A 22,115-nucleotide genomic window follows, 5' to 3' on the forward strand; every position below is an offset into this window, starting at 1 on the left:
CACAAAAAAGCCCCAGGGGAGAACCCCCTGAGGCTTAAATTCATGCTTCTTAAATATTAGTTGCAGATAACAAGCTCTGTCTCTTTATCAAAGAAGTGAGATTTCTCCATATCGAATGCGAATTTGATTGTATCGCCTGTCTTGGAGTTTGTACGAGGATCAACTCGTGCTGTAACCTGAGTTCCGTTTACATCGAAGTACAGGAATACTTCAGCACCAAGAAGCTCATATACTTTAACAGTAGATGTCATTGGAGCGCTTGGAGAAGCCTCGATGAACATCTGGGAATCATGGATATCCTCTGGACGGATACCAAGAACAACTGTCTTGCCAACATAGCCGCCGTCTTTAAGAGCTTTTGCTTTCGCTGCTGGAACAACAACCTCATACTCACCAATCTTAGCAACAAGGTCACTGCCTTTTTCTGCGATCTGTGCATCCAGGAAGTTCATCTGCGGGGATCCCATGAATCCTGCAACGAACAGGTTGCCTGGCTGCTCATAAAGGTGCTGTGGTGTATCAACCTGCTGAACAACACCATCTTTCATAACAACGATTCTGGTACCAAGGGTCATAGCCTCTGTCTGGTCATGTGTTACATAGATGATAGTTGCGCCCAGTCTCTGGTGAATCTTGGAAATCTCGATACGCATCTGTACACGAAGTTTAGCATCCAGGTTGGAAAGAGGCTCATCCATAAGGAATACCTTAGGATTACGAACGATAGCACGTCCCATAGCAACACGCTGTCTCTGTCCACCGGAAAGAGCCTTCGGTTTACGATCAAGAAGTTTCTCAAGGTCAAGGATTCTGGCAGCTTCTCTAACTGCTTTGTCAATCTGGTCCTTCGGAACTTTACGAAGTTTCAGACCAAATGCCATGTTATCATATACTGTCATATGAGGATACAGAGCGTAGTTCTGGAATACCATTGCGATATCACGGTCCTTCGGCTCTACATCGTTCATAACTTTGTCACCGATCTTTAATGTACCACCGCTGATCTCCTCAAGACCTGCGATCATACGAAGTGTAGTAGATTTTCCACATCCGGATGGTCCAACGAAGATGATGAACTCTTTGTCTTCGATTTCAAGGTTGAAATCTTTAACTGCCTGGAAACCATTCGGGTAGGTTTTGTTAATGTGCTGTAATGATAAGCTTGCCATGATTTTTCCTCCAAAATACTCAATTAATTAATATGTTCGAAATTCGTTCGATGCTTTTTTCATCTGTTGTTAGTATAGCGAAAATGGCTTTGGAGGGCTAGGGCAGAATCGTACAAACTTTTGGACGGTTTCTTGTCAATCTGACGAAAAAGCAGTTTCTCTTGGTGCTCTTCTTTCATTTATAAACATTCCCTGAAGCGGTTTTGCATGAAAAAGCTTCTGAAACCAGTCACATTTGCACAAAAACAGGTAGTAGATGTTCAGGCCGCAGCCGTGCATGGTTTCATAATTCCCCTGTCCTTTGGCTAAAATCACATCTGCGTTTTGTAAAAGCTCCTGTGTGTGGGTGCTGATTCCGTGAAACCAGGTTCCGCCCACATCGCTGCCGTTTCCAAGAACCGGGACGATATCTGTAAGCCCGCAAAATTCGGCGTCCTCCATGGTAGCGTCATTTCCAGCAGGGAGACCGCGTACCAGTGCTGTGACACGTATATTTGGAAACGTTTTTTTCAGAACATGGATGGCAATCTTATCCAGAACAATTTCGCCGCAATTGTCGGTAATATACACAACATTTGATGCCTCTTTCATATCCTGGCAAAAGTTCTTATATTCCTGTTCATCCAGTGTATCCTTGTTTTCGCTCTTTATAAGGAAAAGTGCAGTCTCCTTACTGACCTCGGGAAGTGCTGCAAAATCAATGTAATTGCCGGTACGGGCATAAATCAGTGCAGCTTTCAACGGATCTTCGGAATAGCGGATGGTAGAATGAAGGTCATCTTCCAGATCCAGCATAAGCTGGTCATATTCCTGGTTGATTTGGGCAAAATCTTCCATGGGAACGCCCCAGAAGGAGCAGTAGAATTTCTTCAGCTCTGTGGAAATGCTGGGAACACAGTCGCCCTCTCTGGGATTCTCAAAACGACGACGGATTTCTTCCATATATTGTTTCTTCCTGTCTTCATCGTCAAAGTGACGAATCTTTGCCTCCTGCTTGCGGAGCTGACAGGCCATACAGTTTGAATTTAATTTCATTAGTACCTCCTGAAATTACGTTGCTGGGCAGTTTATGCACAGTAATGAAAATACAACATTAAGTAAAGGGAAAAATACCTTTTGCCTCTTGCGTCTTAAAAAAATTATAATTAAACATATTATACCAGAAATTGTCTGACAAAACCAGAGGATAACAAAGAAAAATAGAAAATAAGAAAATTGGAGAAAACGTCTGCTGGGAAAATTTCACAAAGTGTTTATTGATACCAAATGGAATAGAAAAGCCAAGAATCCATATATAAGATCATGCTAATATGTGAAAAAACGTTTAATTTCACTGAAAATATAGTAATAATCCATAAAAAACAAGCATATTATCTATAATAATAGCTGAAAAAAATAATAGGTATTTACAAAATACATTTGGCGTGGTACTATCAGTTCAAAGATAAGTAAAACGATTAATAAGAAACGAGTAAAACAAAAGAAAAACATGGTATCAATCCTGTTTTTTATTTTTTACAAAGGAAATTAAACGATTAATCAAAATCGGCAAAGGCAGGTACAAATATGAAAAAACACTTGAAACAATTGGATCTGAAAAGAATCCGGATTACGGACAGCTTGTTTGGGGAATATGTGAACAAAGTAAGCGAAAAAATCATTCCCCATCAGTGGAAGATTCTCAATGATCAGTTGGAAGACTCAGAGCCTACCTATTGTATCCATAATTTCCGCATTGCAGCAGGAGAAGAAAAGGGAGAGAGAAAAGGAGTTGTTTTCCAGGACACAGATCTTTATAAATGGCTGGAATCGGTTGCTTACACCATAGCAGGCGGCCGTGGGAGTCATCTGGAAAAGCTTGCGGATGAGGTTATCGACCTGATCGGGAAAGCGCAGGAACCAGACGGATACCTGAACACTTATTTTTCCGTAAATGCACCTGCGAAGAAATGGACGAACCTGGTGGAAGGCCATGAATTGTACACAGCAGGACATATGATCGAAGCAGCAGTTGCTTATCATCAGGCAACAGGCAAAGAGAAATTCCTTGCTATTGCGAAGAAGAATGCAGATCTTATATGCCGGGTATTTGGTACAGGGGAAGGCCAGAAGCGGGGCTATCCGGGACACCAGGAAATCGAGCTTGCCCTGGTGAAGCTTTACCGGGAGACTGGTGAGAAGCTTTATCTTCAGCAGGCGAGGTATTTCATCCAGGAGCGGGGGAAAAATCCCAATTATCTGCAGGCGGAGATTGAGGGAAGAGGACATCCGGAATTTTTTCCGGAGTTCGAGAGATACGATCTGGAATATTCACAGGCTCATAAGCCTCCGGTAGAGCAGGATGAGGCGGTTGGACATGCAGTAAGGGAAATGTATATGTGTTCTGCAATGGCAGATCTGGCAGGGGAGGATGAGAATCCGGAACTTATGGAGGCCTGCACTAGAATCTGGAACAATATGACAGAACGACGGATGTACATTACAGGAGGAATCGGAAGCAGCGGTTTCCGTGAGCGCTTTACTACGGATTATGACCTTCCAAACAGTACCAATTATTCAGAAACCTGTGCCTCTATCGGAGTGATGATGTTCGGCCAGAGGATGGCTGCCATCACAGGAGATGCTTCTTATTATGATTATGTGGAGAAAGCACTGTACAATACCGTACTTGCAGGAATCAATATTGCAGGAGACCGGTATTTTTATGTAAATCCTCTTGAGGTGGTGCCGGAATTCTGCACAGAGCACACTTATATGGAGCATGTGAAACCGATAAGGCAAAAATGGTTTGGAGTTGCCTGTTGTCCTCCAAACGTGGGAAGGACACTTGCTTCCCTTGGACAGTACATATATGCGGCAGATGAAGAAGCTGTTTATATTAATCAGTTTATCTCCTCTACAGCAGATGCAGAAATCAGAGAAAGCAGGATGAAGATAAAAATGGATTCCACACTTTTGCAGGATGGAAAGGTTCTGATCGAGGTGCAGTCGTCAGGACCAGGAGACCTGAATATCCGCATTCCATGGTATAGTGAGAACTGTGAATGTGTACAGAATGGAATTTCCATAGAGATACATCCGGATAAAGGCTATCAGAGACTTAGCATTTCACCAGGGGATACTCATATCAGTCTGAATTTCCATGTGCATCCAAGATGGATGGGAGCAAACGACCAGGTAAGAGCTGATGCAGGAAAAGCAGCTTTGATGAAAGGACCTCTTGTATATTGTCTGGAGGAAAAAGAAAACGGCAGATTTCTTTCTGAGATTTTTATAGAAGAGAACACTTCTATAGAAGAAACAGACCCGGCAGAGGGACTGGTAGGAAATGTTCCTACACTTTCTTATAAAGGAATCCGGGTGAAGAATAAAGGTGCAGCAGAAGAAAAACAGCTATACGGAAGTGTGAAACTGGAAAAAGAAGAAGTTTCCCTGCAGGCGGTTCCCTATTGTATGTGGAATAACCGGGGACAGGGGGAAATGCTGGTATGGCACAAGTTAAGAGTTTGATGTGACAGTAAATGTTTACAGCGGCCAGGCAAAGCCGTTATAATAAGATTAAGAAAAGGAGAAGTAGTATGAAGAAAAAACAGTTATTGGGGATTTTACTTGCGGGAACAATGATGGTTGGAGCAGCAGTTCCGGTTTTTGCAGCAGATGGTGACAGAGTAAAGATCACATATGCACAGTGGGGAAATGAAACTGAGACAGCAGCTACACAGGCAGTTGCTGATAAGTTCAACAGCGAGCAGGACAAAATTGAAGTAGAAGTAGTTAAGATTGACCACGATACCTACGTTACCAAGCTGAATGCCATGGCTACAGCTGGCGAACTTCCGGATACCGGTATTATGAGTGAGGCCGGCGTGCTGAAATTCGCAGAGAACGGACTTCTTGCAGACATCAGCTCCATGTATGGAGACGGTGATGCGAAGCCGCTTGACTGTCTTACATTCCGCTATGACGGTACACCGGTTGCATATTCTGCAGCAAACGAAGTTCTGAACCTTTGGTACAACAACGATCTTCTGAAAGAGGTTTGTGAGAAGCAGGGAATCGATCCCGCAGAGGTGACTCCGCCGGCAGATGCTGAGAATGCATGGGATTGGGATACATTTGTCCAGACAGCACAGAAACTGACTCTGGATATCAATGGAAAGAATGCTTTGGATCCTGATTTTGATGCGGACAACGTAGATATTTACGGCTGTACCATTAACACATTGCCATGGCAGCTGGAAGTATGGGCAAAATCCAATGGCGGCGGATATTACAGTGAAGATGGCTCCGAGTGTACCATCGATTCTCCGGAGACGGTAGAAGCACTCCAGAAAATTGCAGATCTGTCAGATGTTTACCACTGTGCACCTCCTGTAACAAGTGCTGCAAATGCTCTTGAATCCTCCCTTGGAAGCAAGAAAGTAGTTATGGCAACAGATGGTGCATGGAATGTGGGCACCTTCCTTGGGCCAAGCGCTGATTTCGATTATGGTGTAGGTGTTCTGCCTTATATGAAAGAAAAGGTTACCATCTGTACTGGCGGACCAAACGTTGTATTCTCCACAACAGAGCATCCGGAAGAAGCTATGGAATGGCTGAAATGGTACTATCAGGAAGAGAATTCCTGGTCACTGATCGAGGCTGGAACATGGATGCCGATCCTGGATTCCTGGTACACCGATCCGGAGAAAACAGACAAATGGATCAGCAATCCGAATTATCCGGATAAAGATATGTACAAGAGTGCAGTAGTGGATTATGCTATGAACAACGCCCAGTCTACCTCCTGGTATTATGTAAATGGAACAGAAGAATTTAATGCTACACTTGATTCTGTATTCTCCAGTGTATGGGCTGGTGAGGAAACTATGGAAGAAGCAATCAATGAAAACCTGGAAGAGCTTCAGGATATCTTTGCTGAGAACAATGACTGATCGGAGCCGTTCATACAGACTCTAGTGCTGGTTATTTTATAGCAAAATAGTGAACGAAACAGTTACTGCTAATAGGTAACATGAAGCAGCAGTGAAAATCTGCTGGATAATTAGGAAAAGCAACTGGACTGACCGGTTACTGTCCAAGGATATTATTTCATATTACTGACAGATACCGGTCAGCTCCCTTTTAAGAGGTGCGGGCATGAAAGCAAATAAGAAAAACAAAATGAAAGTGACATCAAGAGCCGGTAGAAAAGAAGAAAGGACCGCTTATCTCTGTCTGATACCGGCATTCCTTGGAGTAAGTCTGATTAGTTATCTGCCGACACTGGCAGTATTTGTTTTAAGTCTATTTAAGTGGAATGGTCTTTCCTCACCGGAATTTGTGGGAATGGACAACTTCAAACGTATTTTTACAAAAGATATTTATTTTGCTGACTCTATAAAAGCGACGATTCTGTACGCTCTTCTTGCTGTGGTAGGTGCTATTATTTATTCACTTCTGGTAGCCCTGCTCCTGAATATGAAAATATGGGGACGGACATTATTCCGTTCTATTTTCTTCATTCCATACCTTTTGCCTGCAATCGGCGTTTACAAGGGATGGCAATGGTTATATGAAGGCAACTTCGGACTTTTTAACTTTGTCCTTCGAATGGTGGGACTAAAGCCCCAGCGTTTTCTGGACAGTCCCAGCCAGGTAGTACCTTCCCTGGTGGTAATCGCAATCTGGACCAGTGGTAACCTGATCGTGGTTTTCCTTGCCGGACTTCAGAATGTACCAAGGGTTTACCTGGAAGCAGCTGAAATTGACGGTGCAAATGCATGGCAGCGTTTCTGGAATGTTACCATTCCAAGCATTTCCCCGATTATTTTTTACAACGTGCTGACTGCCCTGATCACACATCTCCAGGTTATCAACCCGGCACTGGCTCTTACAGACGGTGGTCCTGGCAAAAAGTCCATGTTTATGTCTTATGTTATTTATCTTTATGCATTTAAGAAAAACAAACTGGGATATGCAGCTGCTTATTCTGTTATTTTCTTTGTCCTGGTTGGAATTTTCACAGCAGTACTCTTTAAGACACAGAAAGAGCAGATCTTCGGAGAGGGGGAATGAGAAATGGCTGGAAAAATGGCAAGCAGAAAACGAAAAGAAAAAGCCTTTAACATTCTGGCATTTTTCATTGTACTGATTCTGGCGGCATTGGTACTTCTTCCAATCTGGTGGATTTTCCGATCTTCTTTGATGAGCACGGCGGCATTGAATGAGTATCCGCCTTCCTTTATTCCTCATGAGTGGCTTTGGTCAAACTATTCCAAAGCGCTGGAGACTTTTGAGTACTGGACTTATTTTAAGAATACTTTCACTATTATCATTCCGGCAGTTACCTTTGGTACTATTACAGCAATCTTCTGCGGATATGCCTTTGCAAGACTTCGGTTCCGTGGGAAAAAGCTGATCTTCAACATCTGTGTTGGCACGATTCTTCTTCCTGGAATGGTAACCCTGATTCCTCTGTATATTTTCTGGACAAAGGGAATGGGACTGGGTGATACATATTGGCCGCTGATCTTGCCGTTCTTAACAGGTGGTGGTTTTTTCAACATTTTCCTGATCCGGCAGTTTCTGATGACGATTCCAAAGGAACTTGATGAGGCAGCTTCCATTGACGGGGCTGGAAGAATGAGAATCCTATGGACCATTCTTGTTCCTTCGATCAAACCGGCGGTAGTTGTAGTTGGAATGATGCTGTTCATCCAGATCTGGAACGACCTGCTTCAGCAGATCATTTACATTAACAGCATGAGCAAATTTACCTTTGCCATTGCGCTGACCAACTTTACCGGCTCCTTCGGAACTAACTGGTCGGTGGCACTGGCAGCCACGTTTATGACAATCCTTCCTGGTATTGTGATCTATATCTTCGGGCAGAAGAGCTTTGTGGAAGGAATTGTGCTGACAGGTATGAAAAATTAAATTATAACAATATTAACATTTATATTCTCAGGCAGGGCGGTGGCTCTGCCTGTAAGAGGTTAAAAATGCATTTGCAAAAGTCATTTTTGGAGAGGCAGATTCTAGAGACTGTTCGCAAATGATGTTTTGTGGAGTGTATAGAGCTGCTGTAATCAGGCTGCAATTTTGAGGAGAAGCATATGAGACTGACAAAGAGATTTATGGACTGGTACCAGGGAAACAACGATAAGGAGAGAGAAACGCCAAAAGGCGGTGTAAAAAGAGTTGGGTATGTACTCTGGAATTATGCCGGCAGACTGGTTGTGGTAAATGTTCTGTTTCTTTTATGCTGTATTCCAATTGTAACGATTCCGGCTGCATTGTCAGCACTGAACCGTTATCTTTCAGCAATTTACCGGGTAGGATATGGTTTTTCCCTGGAGGATTACTGGAAAGAATTTAAGTCTGATATTCTGAAAAATCTTCCAGCTGGAGTGCTCACCGGCGCTCTTGGATTTTATTCCTATTATTTACTCAGTCTCGCAGGAAATTTCGGAAAGGGAACTACTCATGATGTGCTGATCGGATGTGGAATCGGTGTAATGATCTTTGCCGTACTTATCGGGGGATACTATTTTGCAATGTCCGCTATGTTGGAGCTTGGTGTGTGGGCATTATTGAAAAATACGTTTCTCATTATGGCATTGGAATGGAAAATGAGTATGGTAATTGTGCTGACTGCGGGAATTGCAGGCGGAGTTTTGCTGACTCTGGCACCATATTCTCTGTTTCTGCTGCTTACGATCGGCGTTTCTTTTCCCCAGATGGTGATATATGCATGTGTGGATAGGGCCGTGGAGCGAAGAGTGCTGCAGCCCTTTGAAAAATTACAAAGCGGAAGAAGTGGCAATTGTAGCTGTGAATAAAATATGATAAGATTGTGATAGAAAGAATTGATAAAAATGAGAGATATCCATAAGCTTCCCATGCTGGTATGGGGAGTTTAAAGCCCTGGATATTTATCGTAATCAGATAAGAAAACCGGAGGGAGAAGTTCCATGCCGACCATAAAAGAAATTGCAAAAGCCTGTAACGTATCAGTTGCGACTGTTTCCAATATTATAAATCATAAAGGCAGCGTTGGTGACGCCACCAGGGAGCGTGTAGAGAAGGTGATTCGCGAGATGAATTATACGCCTAATTATGTTGCCAAAAATCTGAAAACCAAAAACACCAGGAGTATCGGTGTTATTGCTGAAGATATGACAGTTTTTGCTCTTCCTGATATTATCGACGGCATTACGGAATACTGTGAGGAAGCTGATTACCAGATCCTTCTTGTAAATCTCCGTCTTTATAAGAAATTCCAGGATAATTATTACCGTGATAACCGTCACAAGGAAATTGTACGTCAGGAGTTCCAGAAGCTTCTGGCAAAGCAGGTCGAAGGAATTATTTATGTGGCTGCCCATGAGCGCCTGATCGATATTATCCCAGAGGATCTGCCCATTCCAACGGTAGTTGCTTATGGTTTTACTGGCAGTGGGAAAATTCCATCTGTAGTGGTGAAGGATATCAAAGGTGCCCATGATCTGGTCAGTTATATTGTTTCCAGAGGACACAGGAAAATTGGTGTTATTGCAGGGAAGAAGGAGAGTATTCATACCCAGTCCCGTCTGGAGGGCTACCAGAAGGCTTTGTTCGAAGGAGGGATTCTCTATGATCCGGATATGGTCACTTATGGTGACTGGGACCGGCAGAGTGGTTATGAGAACACAGATATCCTTTTGGAAAAAGGTGCTACGGCTATTTTTTGTATGAATGACTTTATGGCTGGCGGGACCTATGACCGTCTGGATGAACTGGGACTTCATGCGGGGAAGGATGTGGCTGTGGCTGGCTATGATAACCGTGAAATGGCATGTTATGAAAAGCCGCCGCTTACTACCATGGCTCTTCCGCTCCACGATATCGGCTATAAAGCCTGTCAGATCATTATCGGGATTCTGACAAAAGAAGAGGTGGAACTGGATGATGGGAATTGTTTTGTTGAATGTATTCCGTGTATTCGTGAGTCAGTGAATGCGGTGGAGGCATAGAGAACGGTATTTGCTATTTAATGTGCTGGGTGTCGATTCCCCAGCACATTAAATAGTAACTTTTTTAAGAAATCGCAGCTTCAGCGAATGCAGTTGTAACCAGGTTTTCATAATCTGCCCTGTCAGACAATTCTCCTGCACTCTCCAGAATATCCTGTAAAAGTTCAAAACTATCCTTTTCGAATACCAGATTCTCTTTCCAGGTATCCTGCTCATAATAACGGGTAACGATGGTAGTAAGTGTATCCAGATCTGTCTCCGGGAACTGTGGTGCAATCACTTGGGCAATTTCCTCAGGAGAATGACTCTGTACATAATCCATTCCCTTTTGAAGGGCATTGGTAAAACTCTGGATGATCTGAGGATTTTCATTCAGGAAACTGGTTTTGGCACTGTAGGAAGTATAAGGAACATATCCAGAATCTACACCTAAGGAAGCTACTACATAACCAGCCCCTTCTTTTTCCAGTGCAGTTGCAGAAGGCTCGAATTCAACCGTAAAAGCCGCCGACATGTCACTGGTAAAAGCGGCAGCAGTGGAACCAAAATCAATGCTCTGGTCAATCTCAAGATCCGTAGCTGGATCGATTCCGTGATTTTTCAAAATATATTCAAATACCATTTCTGGCATGCCACCCTTTCGACCGCCAAGAACTTTTTGCCCTTTCAGATCTTCCCATTTAAAATCAGGCATTTCCTCTCTGGCGACCAGGAAGTTTCCGGCTCGCTGGGTCAACTGGGCGAAGTTTATGGCAGGATCCGTTGCACCTTCCTGATAAGCATAAATCGAAGCCTCTGCTCCCATGAAGCCAATATCAGCCTCTCCGGAAATAAGTGCAGTCATGGTTTTATCTGCGCCGAATCCTGTAACAAGTGTCAGATCCAGCCCTTCTTCCTGGAAATATCCATTTTCAATCGCTACATACTGAGGCGCATAAAAAATGGAATGAGCCACTTCATTCAGAGTAACTTCCGTAAGCTTTTTCTCTTCGGTGCTGTCCTTAGTTTCAGCAAATACTGTCATTGGAAGTGCAGTTGCTGTAAGAACCACAGCTGCCGCTAGCGAGAGCCATTTTCTATTTTTCATGTGGAAACTCCTTTTTTGACCTTCTGATTTTAGAATATGCATAAGGTTCTGAAAAAGTTTCCCATCAGTTAAAATATCTGAAAGATAATTAACAACAATTCAATTGTGCTATATCCTGAATGCTGTTATGATTTAGTCACAAAAGCTTTTGGAATTTCTGTTAGGAGAGAATTTAAATGGATATTGGAAGTGTGATAAAAAAATACCGAAAAGAAGCCGGATATACACAGGAAGAGATGGCAAACAGACTGGGAGTTACTACCCCGGCAGTAAACAAATGGGAAAATGGAAACTCCAAGCCAGATATTGAATTGTTGGCACCTATTGCAAGGCTGCTGCATATTTCTCTTGATACCCTGTTGTCTTTTCAGGAAAAATTGACAGATTTTGAAATCGGAGAACTTATTCAGAAGATGGACAAAATGTTTTTTGAGGAAGGTTACGAAAAAACATATCAGTGGGCCGTAGATACTATAAAAAAATACCCAAACTGCAACATGCTGATCTGGCAGATTGCAGTAATGCTCGATTCCCGAAGACTTATTGGTGAATGTGATAATCCGGATAAGTACGATGAACAAATTAATGCCTGGTATGAAATAGCTTTGAATGACGAAGAGGAAAAGATCCAGCACCATGCAGCAGATTCCCTGTTTGGCTTTTATTTAAGGAAAAAGAATTATGCTATGGCAGAAAAATATCTACGTTATTTTTCCGATTATGACCCTGTGAAAAAAGTAAAAATGGGACAGTTATATATGGAACAGGGAAAAACAGAAGATGCATATGAAAAACTCGAAGATGTAATCTTTACAACATATACTACATTAAATCTGGCTTTTGGCATCATGATCACCAAGGCTCTTGAGGAAAGCAAACATGAATATGCAAGATTTCTGGCTGAAAAAATGAGTGTTTTAGCCAATGCATTTGATATGGGAAAATATCATGAATGTGCAGCAATGTTAAATGTTGTAGTTGCCGAAAAAGATGTGGAAGGCACTTTGCAGGTAGCAAAGCAGCTATTGGAGAACGTAGATACCATGGGTGATTTCCGAGAATCAAAATTATATCAACACATGAAATTCCGGGATACTGAAAATTCGTATGCCAAAGAAATGAAAGAAGAATTGATGGAAGGATTCAGAAATGAAGAAGATTTTTCTTACATGAAGGGATATAAACCGTGGGAAAAATTTATTCATAGACAGAAGACAGTAGAGTCCCTTTGATACATAAATACACAGTTTCATTGCAAAAAAAGCCTTATCCATCGGGAACAGAGCATTTATAGATGAAAGAGATTATTTGGCAGGCGTCGCGGCTCCTGCATCTCTTTTAACCCATAGGGTGTGTGGTTGCAACGAAATTTACCACCGCAAATAATCTCTTTACTATCTCCTAATTTCCATCAAGATATAACCTTGCATATTCTAATGGTTCATCAATTGCAAGAGACGTCAAAGCACAATCTGATCCGGGTGTGGTTCTTAAATTCTTTTCTGCTTCCCAACAGTCAATGCGAATCATATAGCCTGCACTGGTAGAAACATCAATGCTGTTGCACTGTGGATTGTATTCTGCAAATATTGTTCTCATCGTATCTTATCACCTTATTGCTCAATCATCAGTTTCAAAAATCAGAAGCATTTCAATCAGTTCACCATGTCACTTTTATTTTGTGTTATACTGTTTTATATAATTTTTTTGCCTTTGTATTTTCCCTTACCAGAGTTCGTAAACTTACATGGGAAGATATAACACAAGGGAAACAATAAGGGAAAGCTCACCTGCGACAAATCCAGTGTTTTCAAGGGTTTACAGAGAATTTAATAACAAAATATAACAGTTATTAAGTCTCTTAAAACAGGTGAAATCTCAATCGAAATTTACGGAGATGATGAAATGATAAGACAATACGTTGATGGTGATATAGATGCAGTGATGCAAATATGGCTGAATACGAATATTCAGGCACACAGTTTTATATCTCCCGATTATTGGCAGAGCAACTTTGATATGGTAAAAGAAATGCTGCCCCTTGCAGAAATATATGTACATGAAGTTGACAGTACAAATCAGATAGATGGATTTATCGGATTAAATAACGACTACATTGAGGGAATCTTTGTAAAAGAGGCAGCACAGTCAAAGGGAATTGGGAAACAGCTATTGGACTATATGAAGAAAGTTAAGTCCAATCTAAGATTGAACGTTTATAAAAAAAATGAGCGAGCAATTCAATTTTATCTACGAGAGGAATTTAGTATCCAATCTGAAAATGTAGATGATAATACGGGAGAAAAGGAATTTATAATGGTGTGGAATCATTAAACTCCAGTTTATTTAGTTGAATAAGAAAATATACAAAATAGCTGTGCTTTTTCGATGAACAGCTATTTTATTGCGAAATTTTTCAAGGTAAGTTAGATGTACTACTTGTATGCCAAAGATGTAGTACATCAGATGCTTTCAGTATTCGTTGGATGTGATTAACAGGATTTAGGTCTGTTTTCTTCACCCCAAACACATAGCAGATCCAGCACTTCCATTAATGAGTTTCCTCTGTCTGTTAAGCTATATTCAACCTTCGGTGGAACTTGTGGATATTCGTGACGGACAATCAAATGATCTGCCTCAAGTTCCTTGAGATTTGTGCTGAGGGTTTTGTCAGATATAGTTTTTAAGTATCTTTTTAATTCGTTAAAACGAACTGTCTTAAATTCCATCAGACAGAAAAGAATAATCATTTTGTATTTGCCGGATATAAGCGACAAAGTATAGCTGAACCCGGTTTCTTCAAAATTGGCTTTTTCGATATAATTACTAATCATAATGCTTTCCTCCAAGATAGTACCTATCATAAATGATAGTACTTGAAATTATTTATAGTATGAATATAATTATACGAAGTTGCATCAATTGTTGTCAATATAAAGATAAAAGTACGGAGGTTATTATAGAATGAAAGTATTAGCAATTAATGGAAGTCCGAGAATGAATGGCAATACAAGCATTGCATTGAATGAAATGAAAAAAGTATTTGATGAAGAAGGCATTGAAGTTGAAATTGTTCAGATAGGCAATAAAAATGTGCGTGGTTGTATTGATTGCGGTTAGTGTGCCAAAAAAGGAAAGTGTGTATTTGACGATGTAGTAAATGAACTGTCGTCTAAATTTGAAACAGCAGATGGTTTGGTGGTAGCAAGTCCGGTGTATTATGCGTCTGCAAATGCTACACTTATTGCGTGTCTTGACCGTTTGTTTTTAAGTACTCCTTTTGATAAAACAATGAAGGTAGGTGCGAGTGTTGTTTGTGCAAGCCGAGGTGGATGTTCCTCTACTTTTGATGAACTGAATAAATTTTTCACAATTTCTGGTATGCCGATCGCATCCAGTCAATATTGGAACAGTATTCATGGACTTAATCGTGGAGAAGCAGAAAAAGATGAGGAGGGCAGACAGGTGATGCGTACGTTGGCAAGAAATATGAGCTTTTTGATGAAGAGTATCGCGCTTGGTAAGGAAATGTATGGTTTACAAGAAAAAGAGGAACCTGTTGAGACGAATTTTATTTAAATAAACTTACAGGGGGAGATGAAGTTGATAATAAGGATTTAAACAACTTCCTGTTTGTTGAAAGCATCTTTATCTTTTTTATTGCGTTTGGAGCATGCAAGGTTATCAAACTGCCTTTTAATATTGCAGCTCCTGCGGGCATGATAGGGGCATCGAATTTCTTTGAACTGGCAGTTGCGGTAGCAATCGCTTTGTTTGGCACAACAAGTCCGGCGGCACTTGCAACAACAGTCGGAGTACTGACAGAGGTCCCAGTAATGCTCACCCTTGTAAAAATAGCCAATCATATGAAGGGAGGATTTCATGAATAAGAAAAAAGTAGCATTTGTATGTGTCCACAATTCATGCAGAAGCCAGATCGCAGAAGCATTGGGAAACCATCTCGCGGGAGATGTGTCGGAGTGCTATTCTGCAGGAACTGAGACGAAGCCGCAGATCAATCAGGATGCAGTAAGGCTTATGAAGAAACTATATAATATAGACATGGAGAAAACACAGTATAGTAAGACATATGATAAAATCCCAACACCGGACATAGCCATTTCTATGGGATGTGATGTTGGATGTCCATATATTGACAGGGATTTCGATGATAATTGGGGATTGCCAGATCCGACAGGTTGTAGTGATGATGCGTTCATGGAAGTAATATCGGAGATTGAAAAAAATATTTTGAGATTAAAAGAAAGATTCAGCTTCAATTCAGCCTTAGAGTATATAACACTGCCCTAATAATGCAAATGAATTGACTTAGCAGTATTTCTCTGCTATTCTAACCATAACAGAACAACAGTACAAATAAAATAGGAGGGATCATATATGTCAAGCACGATTCAAATTCGAGTAGATGATGAATTAAAATCAAAATCAGATGAATTATTTAAAGCTTTAGGTACAGATACAACAACTGCAATCCGCATGTTTTTAACACAGGCTTTGGCTGTGAATGGATTTCCATTTGAAATTAAAAGAGCACGCACGAATCCATATGAGGCATTATCGGAAGCAGAGCTATTGGATAAGTTAGAAAAATCCCGTCAGAATGCAGCGCAGGGAAAATATCGTGATGCTTCAGCGGTTTCTCATGATATGAGGGCCAAATATGGATTATAAGATTGTAGTGACAAAAGATGCAGAAGAAGATTTGGAAAGATTCATCCAATATCTGATTTTTGAGAAAAAGAGTATGCAGGCAGCGCAAAATGTTTTAGACGATTATGATGCAACTATGGAATGTTTGAAACATGTAGCAGACAGTTTAAAGCTGTGTGAGAATCCAAGGCTTCAAATGCAGGAATACCGCCGCATCAATTTCTTGAATCACAGATATTTTATCATGTATCGCATTGTAGACAATATCGTATTTGTTGATAATATTTTTCATGAATTACAGGATTATGAAAATAAAATGCGTTAGTGCTCTTTCGGAATTCAACGGAGGTCTGCTATGAACGAGCTAAATGAAAAGATTGAATTACTAAAAGAAATTGCACAGCGGTTTAATACTACTGGTATTACGTGGGCTTTAGGTGCATCAATGTTACTCTACTTTAAAGGAATTACATCAACGTTTCATGATATTGATTTGATGATAGCTGATGAGAATGTTGAAGCTGTACGGGAGATTTTATCTGAAATGGGTGAGCTTCAACCGCCAAATCCGAATCCCCAATATAAAACCAAAGCATTTATGGAGTTCGTCATAAATTCTATAGATGTGGATGTCATGGCAGGTTTTTCTATTGTAAAGGATGGAAAAACTTATGATTGCTCTTTGGATAAAGCGCAAATAGTAGAATGGCTGATTTGGGGGAATACGGAAATTCCACTTCAATCTCCGTTATTGTGGTGTAAGTATTATAAATTGATGGGACGGAAAGAAAAAGTTGATATGATTGAAAGTGCTTTGCTAAATGATTAGATACCAGTTGTGCGCATTTTGACCATTATTTAATGGCAATTATGGTATGTGTTTGCGGACACATACTTTGAGGAGTTGGAGAGATCTGGCTCCTTTTTTATGGCAAAAAATCATCCATAAGAATGAAACTATGAAAATCCGAGGGGAGCAGACTGTGCGATGATTGGGCTTTTTGGAGATGATCCCAATGATTATATGGCAAAATGCGGCGCAAAATGGCTGCATAGAAATGGCGTTAATGTGCTCTGCATTTCTCCGGGAAAACACAATTATAGCCATGTGAATTGTCCCCTTGAAAGAATCGAGACAGCAATTCAGTGGTTGATGACGCATGGAAACAGAAAAGTCGGTATTATGGGAATGAGCACAGCTGGAATGGAGGCACTTGTCGCAGCATCTTATTTCCCGGATATAACGCTGACATTTGGGATGACAGCCAGCGATTTTGTATGGCAGGGATTTGAGCAGGGGAAAAGGGACGGCTGCAAGGAATGGCCTGTGCCGGAAACATCTACGCTTTCCTATCATGGACAGCCACTTGCGTATATGCCGTTTGTTTATGAACATCCAACATACTGGAAGAAGGTTGAAGAGGAAACGAAAGGCTCAGGGGATATAGAACGTTCCATCTGTCTTTTTATAGATTCCGAAAAAAATCGGAAGCATACAGAAGCGGAAATGATAAAAATTGAAAAGATTAGGGGAAAGTTAATACTACTTGGGGCAGATGATGATAGCTTCTGGGAGGCTGGGAAGTATGTCAGACGTATGGAGAAGAGACTGGAGAAACGCCCACATGAGTGCGAGTATGAAGCTGTTGCGTATCAGTATGGAACACATTTCGTATTACCAGAATCCATGCTTAGAATCGCACTGCCGGTGGGGCTGAAATTTGTTATGCGTTTTATATTCCGTTCCGCCAAAGAGCATCCAGATGAATGTGAAGCTACAAGAAAAGATGTGGACAGGAGACTTTCATCAGCTTTGCGTGAATGGGTTTTATGATATTCTATTGCTGCCTTTTATTCCGGTTCACTGGTAGCATTCCGCGAAGCGTGTTGCTGTGAAGGGTGTGAATAGTGACGCTGAAGAAAAATATGGTATTATGAGAGCAATAATTTGAAATTGACCGAGTTCTTGGTGCTACGGGGCTGTTTTACCGCAGTCTCACTCATTGGCTGCACAGAGCGCTGTTACATTGGAACCGACGGAAATATCATTTCTGGTATTTCCGCCACTTCTCAAATCTGTAAATTTCCATCAAGATATAACCTTGCTTATTCGAATGGCTCATCTACTGTGCGAGCCCCATCTATGATCTTAAATTCAGGCGATTTACTTAATTCATGCCGCAAAATACGAAGAAATGTCTGTTCAAATCGTATTTCCCGATTGATTTTTTTTACATAATAAATGATTCGGTCAGAAGGTGGTGCGTCTAATTGATGCGATGAGACGTAAGGCAGCTTGCTGATTGGGGCGGCAACCGAAAATGGAGCAATCGCCCAGGTATTTTTCCAGGATAGAAAATATTCCAACAGATTCATCTGATCCATAAAAGCGTGGTATTGAACAGGGAATCCGAACCAATAATCATGCCATATCTGGAACTCTGGATTCCATGGAAGAAAAATTTCGTTATGTGGATCCAGAGATTCGGGAGAAACAATGTCTGGATAGGATTGGGAGGTGTTGGTTAAAAGAATCATTGGTTCCTGGAATAATGGAATCGTTTCAAGATTAGGATAATAGCGTTCATCAGAAATCAAAGCAAGATTAACGCTCCCTTCAGCAACATAATCATAAGCCTCAAAAGAATGACAATGCTGAAACCGGATTCGGATATTTTGGGGCTCATGTGAAAGGCTTCGGAATATTTCCGGAAGAATATAACTGCTGACACTGTTAATAGCTGATATTTTCAGAAGGTCTGAATGATCCATTTCCTTGATATCTTTTGCTTCCTGCCAGAGATCCTGCAATCTGTGTGCAACAGATATAAAAGCTTTCCCTTTTTCAGTTAATTCGATTCTTTTCTGTCCTTTCTTCCTGTTAAACAGGGGATACCCAAGTTCTGTTTCCAATGTCTGAATCCGGCGGGTCAGAGCTGGCTGTGTTATAAACAGATTGTCGGCAGCGGCAGAGATGGATCCCCATTTTATTATTTCAAAAAAAGCTTCAATTTCAGAATTCGTCATGATTTTTCTCCTTAAATGGACATGTCTGCTTACGCAGATATCACCATGAATGAAAGTCAATTGTTCTGCGTTATTGGCGCTGTCACAATCACTTTCTGATTACTTATAGAAAGACACAAATATAATGGTCTAATGCCTTTTTTGGTTGGCGTCCATAGAACTGTAGCTTGACATCCTAACACCATTAGGATACATTAAAACTAATGATGTTAGGATTGGAGATGATGACATGTTTCACAAAGGTTTGAACAAAGAAATTATAATTGAGTCAGCGAAAGAAATGATTGAAAAGGATGGCATACAGCAGTTTTCTATGCGTAAATTAGCAGAAAAGCTTGGGGTAAAAACGGCGTCTCTATACACACATATCGAGAGTATGGAGATGCTTTTTACACAGATTGGTCTGAATGCATTGAATGATCAGAAGAATTGTTTAATGGATGCAATCGGAGAAAAACATGGTGATCCTGCTATTGAGGCAGTTGCAGAAGGTTACCGGAGATTTGCAGCAGAGCATATGGAACTTTATCGATTTATCATGCAGATGCCATCTGGAAATAATGAAGTTTTGAAAGAAGCAGCGGCAGTGACTGCAGAGCCATTTATGAAAGTTCTGGACGATTATTGTATTTCAGACAGTCGGAAAATGCACTGGCAGAGAATAATACGTGGATTGCTTCATGGTTTTATATCGGAAGAGCAGTCAGGATATTTTTCTCATTTTCCGGTGCCCGTTAAGGAAAGTTACGACATAGCAATCGGTTGTGTTATAGCCGGACTTCATAAAGAGGAGTGTGAGAACAGTGAGCAATGATAAAAACACACTTTTTACAGACACTCCTGTGAAAAAAGCTGTGCTGACTCTTGCTATTCCGACAGTTATCAGCCAGCTTATTACAGTAGTATATAATATGGCTGATACATTTTTTATTGGACAGTTGAATGACCCGTTACAGGTTGCTGCCGCGACGATTGCCATGCCTTGTTTTATGTTTCTGACCGCATTTGCCAATCTGTTTGGAATGGGTGGCTCGAGTCTGATTTCACGTTGTCTTGGTTCGGGAGACAGGGAAAAAGCCAGACATACTGCAGCGTTTTGTATCTGGTCTGGAATTGTAGTTTCGTTACTATAAGGAATTATGATCATGTTGATGGAACCGCTGCTGTTTCCAGTCTTGGGCGCAAAAGCAGAAACGTGGGAATATCTGAAAAAATACGTTTTCTGGACAATTGGCGTAGGGGCTGTGCCTACTGTTATGAATACAGAATTTGCACATTTGATACGTTCGGAAGGATATTCCAAGCCTGCTGGTTTTGGTGTGGCATTTGGAGGCATTTTAAATATTGCGCTTGATCCGCTTTTTATATTTGGGTTACGGTTAAATATTATGGGTGCAGCCATTGCTACAATGTTATCAAATCTGATTGCAATGTTGTATTTCGTTGGATTTCTGCTTTATATCCGTAGGAAAACGGTTATAACACTGAATCCGGCACAATGTTCTTTCAAACAGAATATTCCATTGGAAGTAATCACGGTTGGACTTCCTGGATTTGTTATGACAATGATGTCAACGATTTCCAACACAGCACTGAATCATATTGTGGCAAATTATTCCAATACAGCAATCGCAGGTATGGGCATTGCCCAAAAAGTAGATTTGTTAGCTTATGCGATTGCACAGGGAATGACACAGGGAATGACACAGGGAACACTTCCACTGATTGGCTATAATTTTAGTTCCGGAAATATAAAAAGAATGAAAGAATCCATAAAAGCTGTATTTTTATATAGTTTAATCGTGGCTGCTTGTGGAACCGTATTTTTATATTTCTTTGCAGCTCCGGTTGTGAGAGGATTTATATCTGATTCAGAAACCGTTCGGTATGGACAGAAGTTTTTGAAAATTATTTGTCTTGCGTGTCCTACGACTGCGATAAACTTTATGGTTATCACAATCTTTCAGGCAATCGGTAAAAAGGTGCAGCCACTTTTTTGTCACTACTTCGCAAGGGCAGTCTGGATATAGTATTTATGTTAGTGCTTGATCATACAATGGAAATATCGGGTATTGCATGGGCGACACCGTTTGCAGACTGGATTGCATTTGTGATATCACTTACACTGATCATACCGTGTTTGATAAAACTCAGGAGAGAAAGTGAATGAACTGGAGAAGATAGATAATTTCTGGCTGGAGCATATGTAAGCGAGTAAGAAATAAAGAGAAGGACGAACGGCGGGAATATCATTACTGGTATTTCCGCTACTCTTTTTGGGGATTTATGGTCCCCCGAAACTTCCTGGGTGTGGTATTGTAATACATATGAAAAAGCTCACAAAAGTAGCTGGTATTTGAAAATCCACAGGCATAAGCTATTTCAGTGACAGACATTGTAGTATTTCGAAGCAGAGAAATAGACTTTTCCAGACGATAACGATTCAGATATAATATAGGGGAAGTTGCTAAATATTTTTGAAAAAGTGAGGTACATTTGGTTTTACAGCAATTTCCGGCAGAAGAAATATCTTTAAGCAGGATTTTGTTGGAATGATTTTTTTGTACATATCCGATCATTGCTGTCAGAGCCAGAATGTCCTCCGTGTTTTTGTCATGATCCGGAAAGAAATTCATATTTTCAGAAAGCAGACGAAAAATATGAGCGAATTTTTCAAGAATAATAAACGGCTGTATCTGATTTACGTTGTATTCATATAGTATTTCAAGATCGCGAAGAATGGAATTCTGCCATTGAATAGATGGATTCAGCTTCAGATAAGGAAAATGAATATTCTTTATCAATGGATTTAAATGATTTTCTATGGAATAAGTATTCACAGAAAGCAGCTGTGGGGAAAGCAGGATACAGATAAAGCGGCATTCGTTATGCAGATCAGAATAGCCATAATGAAAACAGCGGCTGTTTACGAAAATTCCTTCACCAGTCTGTAAGGAAATTTTCTCTCCATTAACATCGTAATACATCTGCCCCTTTAAAATCAGAATAAATTCAAGATCATCATGCCAGTGGCTGACCGCACGAAAATCAGGATAGCTTGAAAGCTGTTCTTTTTTTATATATGCAGGAAAGCCGGGCTCATTATAAGCAACATTTTCGGATGCATCTGAATTTAAAATAGTGTTTGGACATACTTCCATTTAT

General features: G+C 40.7%; 23 protein-coding genes and 2 pseudogenes. 18 read left to right on the top strand and 7 right to left on the bottom strand.

Annotated features, from left to right (window positions below; genetic code table 11):
• Window positions 1-56: 56 nt before the first annotated feature.
• Together ACTQWB_RS00885 and ACTQWB_RS00890 are read right to left on the bottom strand one after the other, a co-directional pair.
• Entirely contained in the window at window positions 57-1,169 is a 1,113-nt protein-coding gene (locus ACTQWB_RS00885; RefSeq protein ID WP_441499918.1) for an ABC transporter ATP-binding protein, read from the bottom strand.
• A gap of 135 nt (window positions 1,170-1,304) precedes the next feature.
• Window positions 1,305-2,204 carry a damage-control phosphatase ARMT1 family protein gene (locus ACTQWB_RS00890; protein WP_441499919.1) on the bottom strand — a complete coding sequence of 300 codons (900 nt, stop codon included), beginning with the start codon at window positions 2,202-2,204 and terminating at the stop codon, window positions 1,305-1,307.
• A 531-nt stretch (window positions 2,205-2,735) separates the two neighbouring features.
• Here ACTQWB_RS00890 and ACTQWB_RS00895 point away from each other — a divergent pair.
• The 6 genes from ACTQWB_RS00895 (at window position 2,736) to ACTQWB_RS00920 (ending at window position 10,165) form a co-directional block, all read left to right on the top strand.
• On the top strand, window positions 2,736-4,679 hold the full coding sequence (locus ACTQWB_RS00895) for a glycoside hydrolase family 127 protein (protein WP_441499920.1): 1,944 nt from the start codon (window positions 2,736-2,738) through the stop codon (window positions 4,677-4,679).
• 68 nt (window positions 4,680-4,747) lie between these two features.
• Window positions 4,748-6,103 (top strand): ABC transporter substrate-binding protein, encoded by a 1,356-nt coding sequence (locus tag ACTQWB_RS00900; RefSeq protein WP_441499921.1) that lies wholly within the window; start codon window positions 4,748-4,750, stop codon window positions 6,101-6,103.
• A 205-nt stretch (window positions 6,104-6,308) separates the two neighbouring features.
• Entirely contained in the window at window positions 6,309-7,226 is a 918-nt protein-coding gene (locus ACTQWB_RS00905) for a carbohydrate ABC transporter permease (protein ID WP_441499922.1), read from the top strand.
• 3 nt (window positions 7,227-7,229) lie between these two features.
• Entirely contained in the window at window positions 7,230-8,087 is an 858-nt protein-coding gene (locus tag ACTQWB_RS00910; protein ID WP_441499923.1) for a carbohydrate ABC transporter permease, read from the top strand.
• Between the two features lie 179 nt (window positions 8,088-8,266).
• The gene (locus ACTQWB_RS00915) at window positions 8,267-8,992 is read left to right on the top strand and encodes a DUF624 domain-containing protein (RefSeq protein ID WP_441499924.1); all 726 of its coding nucleotides are present in this window, start codon (window positions 8,267-8,269) and stop codon (window positions 8,990-8,992) included.
• Between the two features lie 132 nt (window positions 8,993-9,124).
• Entirely contained in the window at window positions 9,125-10,165 is a 1,041-nt protein-coding gene (locus ACTQWB_RS00920) for a LacI family DNA-binding transcriptional regulator (RefSeq protein ID WP_441499925.1), read from the top strand.
• 64 nt (window positions 10,166-10,229) lie between these two features.
• Here ACTQWB_RS00920 and ACTQWB_RS00925 read toward each other — a convergent pair whose 3' ends face one another.
• Window positions 10,230-11,189, bottom strand: coding sequence for an ABC transporter substrate-binding protein (locus tag ACTQWB_RS00925; protein WP_441500102.1), 960 nt, complete (start codon window positions 11,187-11,189; stop codon window positions 10,230-10,232).
• A 239-nt stretch (window positions 11,190-11,428) separates the two neighbouring features.
• Here ACTQWB_RS00925 and ACTQWB_RS00930 point away from each other — a divergent pair, with 239 nt between their 5' ends.
• Complete coding sequence (locus ACTQWB_RS00930) at window positions 11,429-12,484, top strand: helix-turn-helix domain-containing protein (protein WP_441499926.1); 1,056 nt, start codon at window positions 11,429-11,431, stop codon at window positions 12,482-12,484.
• A 169-nt stretch (window positions 12,485-12,653) separates the two neighbouring features.
• On the opposite strand, the gene ACTQWB_RS00935 is transcribed toward ACTQWB_RS00930, so the two are convergent.
• Complete coding sequence (locus ACTQWB_RS00935; RefSeq protein WP_441499927.1) at window positions 12,654-12,851, bottom strand: DUF6061 family protein; 198 nt, start codon at window positions 12,849-12,851, stop codon at window positions 12,654-12,656.
• A 306-nt stretch (window positions 12,852-13,157) separates the two neighbouring features.
• Between ACTQWB_RS00935 and ACTQWB_RS00940 the strand changes: the two genes are divergently transcribed.
• On the top strand, window positions 13,158-13,586 hold the full coding sequence (locus tag ACTQWB_RS00940) for a GNAT family N-acetyltransferase (RefSeq protein WP_441499928.1): 429 nt from the start codon (window positions 13,158-13,160) through the stop codon (window positions 13,584-13,586).
• 158 nt (window positions 13,587-13,744) lie between these two features.
• On the opposite strand, the gene ACTQWB_RS00945 is transcribed toward ACTQWB_RS00940, so the two are convergent.
• A complete protein-coding gene (locus ACTQWB_RS00945) occupies window positions 13,745-14,086 on the bottom strand; it encodes a winged helix-turn-helix transcriptional regulator (protein ID WP_441499929.1) in 342 nt (113 codons plus the stop codon).
• 130 nt (window positions 14,087-14,216) lie between these two features.
• On the opposite strand from ACTQWB_RS00945, the pseudogene ACTQWB_RS00950 reads away from it, so the two are divergent.
• From ACTQWB_RS00950 to ACTQWB_RS00980, 7 genes and pseudogenes are all read left to right on the top strand, one after another.
• Window positions 14,217-14,831 (top strand): annotated as a pseudogene (locus ACTQWB_RS00950) (flavodoxin family protein).
• 65 nt (window positions 14,832-14,896) lie between these two features.
• Window positions 14,897-15,142 (top strand): annotated as a pseudogene (locus ACTQWB_RS00955) (arsenic resistance protein); the annotation flags it as partial.
• A complete protein-coding gene (locus ACTQWB_RS00960) occupies window positions 15,135-15,563 on the top strand; it encodes an arsenate reductase/protein-tyrosine-phosphatase family protein (RefSeq protein WP_441499930.1) in 429 nt (142 codons plus the stop codon). The pseudogene ACTQWB_RS00955 and the gene ACTQWB_RS00960, both read left to right, overlap by 8 nt.
• A gap of 87 nt (window positions 15,564-15,650) precedes the next feature.
• A complete protein-coding gene (locus ACTQWB_RS00965; protein WP_441499931.1) occupies window positions 15,651-15,944 on the top strand; it encodes a type II toxin-antitoxin system RelB/DinJ family antitoxin in 294 nt (97 codons plus the stop codon).
• Window positions 15,934-16,248 (top strand): type II toxin-antitoxin system RelE/ParE family toxin, encoded by a 315-nt coding sequence (locus ACTQWB_RS00970; protein WP_441499932.1) that lies wholly within the window; start codon window positions 15,934-15,936, stop codon window positions 16,246-16,248. Before ACTQWB_RS00965 ends, ACTQWB_RS00970 begins: the two co-directional genes overlap by 11 nt.
• Before the next feature lie 30 nt (window positions 16,249-16,278).
• Entirely contained in the window at window positions 16,279-16,752 is a 474-nt protein-coding gene (locus tag ACTQWB_RS00975) for a hypothetical protein (RefSeq protein ID WP_441499933.1), read from the top strand.
• Window positions 16,753-16,911: 159 nt separating this feature from the next.
• Complete coding sequence (locus ACTQWB_RS00980) at window positions 16,912-17,757, top strand: acyl-CoA thioester hydrolase/BAAT C-terminal domain-containing protein (RefSeq protein ID WP_441499934.1); 846 nt, start codon at window positions 16,912-16,914, stop codon at window positions 17,755-17,757.
• A gap of 272 nt (window positions 17,758-18,029) precedes the next feature.
• On the opposite strand, the gene ACTQWB_RS00985 is transcribed toward ACTQWB_RS00980, so the two are convergent.
• The gene (locus ACTQWB_RS00985; RefSeq protein ID WP_441499935.1) at window positions 18,030-18,950 is read right to left on the bottom strand and encodes a LysR family transcriptional regulator; all 921 of its coding nucleotides are present in this window, start codon (window positions 18,948-18,950) and stop codon (window positions 18,030-18,032) included.
• A 229-nt stretch (window positions 18,951-19,179) separates the two neighbouring features.
• Between ACTQWB_RS00985 and ACTQWB_RS00990 the strand changes: the two genes are divergently transcribed.
• Genes ACTQWB_RS00990 through ACTQWB_RS01000 form a run of 3 tightly spaced genes read left to right on the top strand, consistent with a single transcriptional unit; the run spans window position 19,180 to window position 20,980 of the window.
• The gene (locus ACTQWB_RS00990; RefSeq protein ID WP_441499936.1) at window positions 19,180-19,764 is read left to right on the top strand and encodes a TetR/AcrR family transcriptional regulator; all 585 of its coding nucleotides are present in this window, start codon (window positions 19,180-19,182) and stop codon (window positions 19,762-19,764) included.
• Window positions 19,754-20,083 (top strand): MATE family efflux transporter, encoded by a 330-nt coding sequence (locus ACTQWB_RS00995; protein WP_441499937.1) that lies wholly within the window; start codon window positions 19,754-19,756, stop codon window positions 20,081-20,083. The genes ACTQWB_RS00990 and ACTQWB_RS00995 overlap by 11 nt, the downstream gene beginning before the upstream one ends.
• Before the next feature lie 12 nt (window positions 20,084-20,095).
• Window positions 20,096-20,980: an MATE family efflux transporter gene (locus tag ACTQWB_RS01000; protein ID WP_441499938.1), complete on the top strand. Its 885-nt coding sequence runs from the start codon at window positions 20,096-20,098 to the stop codon at window positions 20,978-20,980.
• Window positions 20,981-21,217: 237 nt separating this feature from the next.
• On the opposite strand, the gene ACTQWB_RS01005 is transcribed toward ACTQWB_RS01000, so the two are convergent.
• Window positions 21,218-22,111: an AraC family transcriptional regulator gene (locus ACTQWB_RS01005; RefSeq protein ID WP_441499939.1), complete on the bottom strand. Its 894-nt coding sequence runs from the start codon at window positions 22,109-22,111 to the stop codon at window positions 21,218-21,220.
• Between the last annotated feature and the right edge of the window lie 4 nt (window positions 22,112-22,115).

Origin of the sequence: Blautia sp. HCP3S3_H10_2, from assembly GCF_052122375.1 — a bacterium.
In the GTDB taxonomy this organism is placed as follows: Bacteria; Bacillota; Clostridia; order Lachnospirales; family Lachnospiraceae; genus Blautia_A.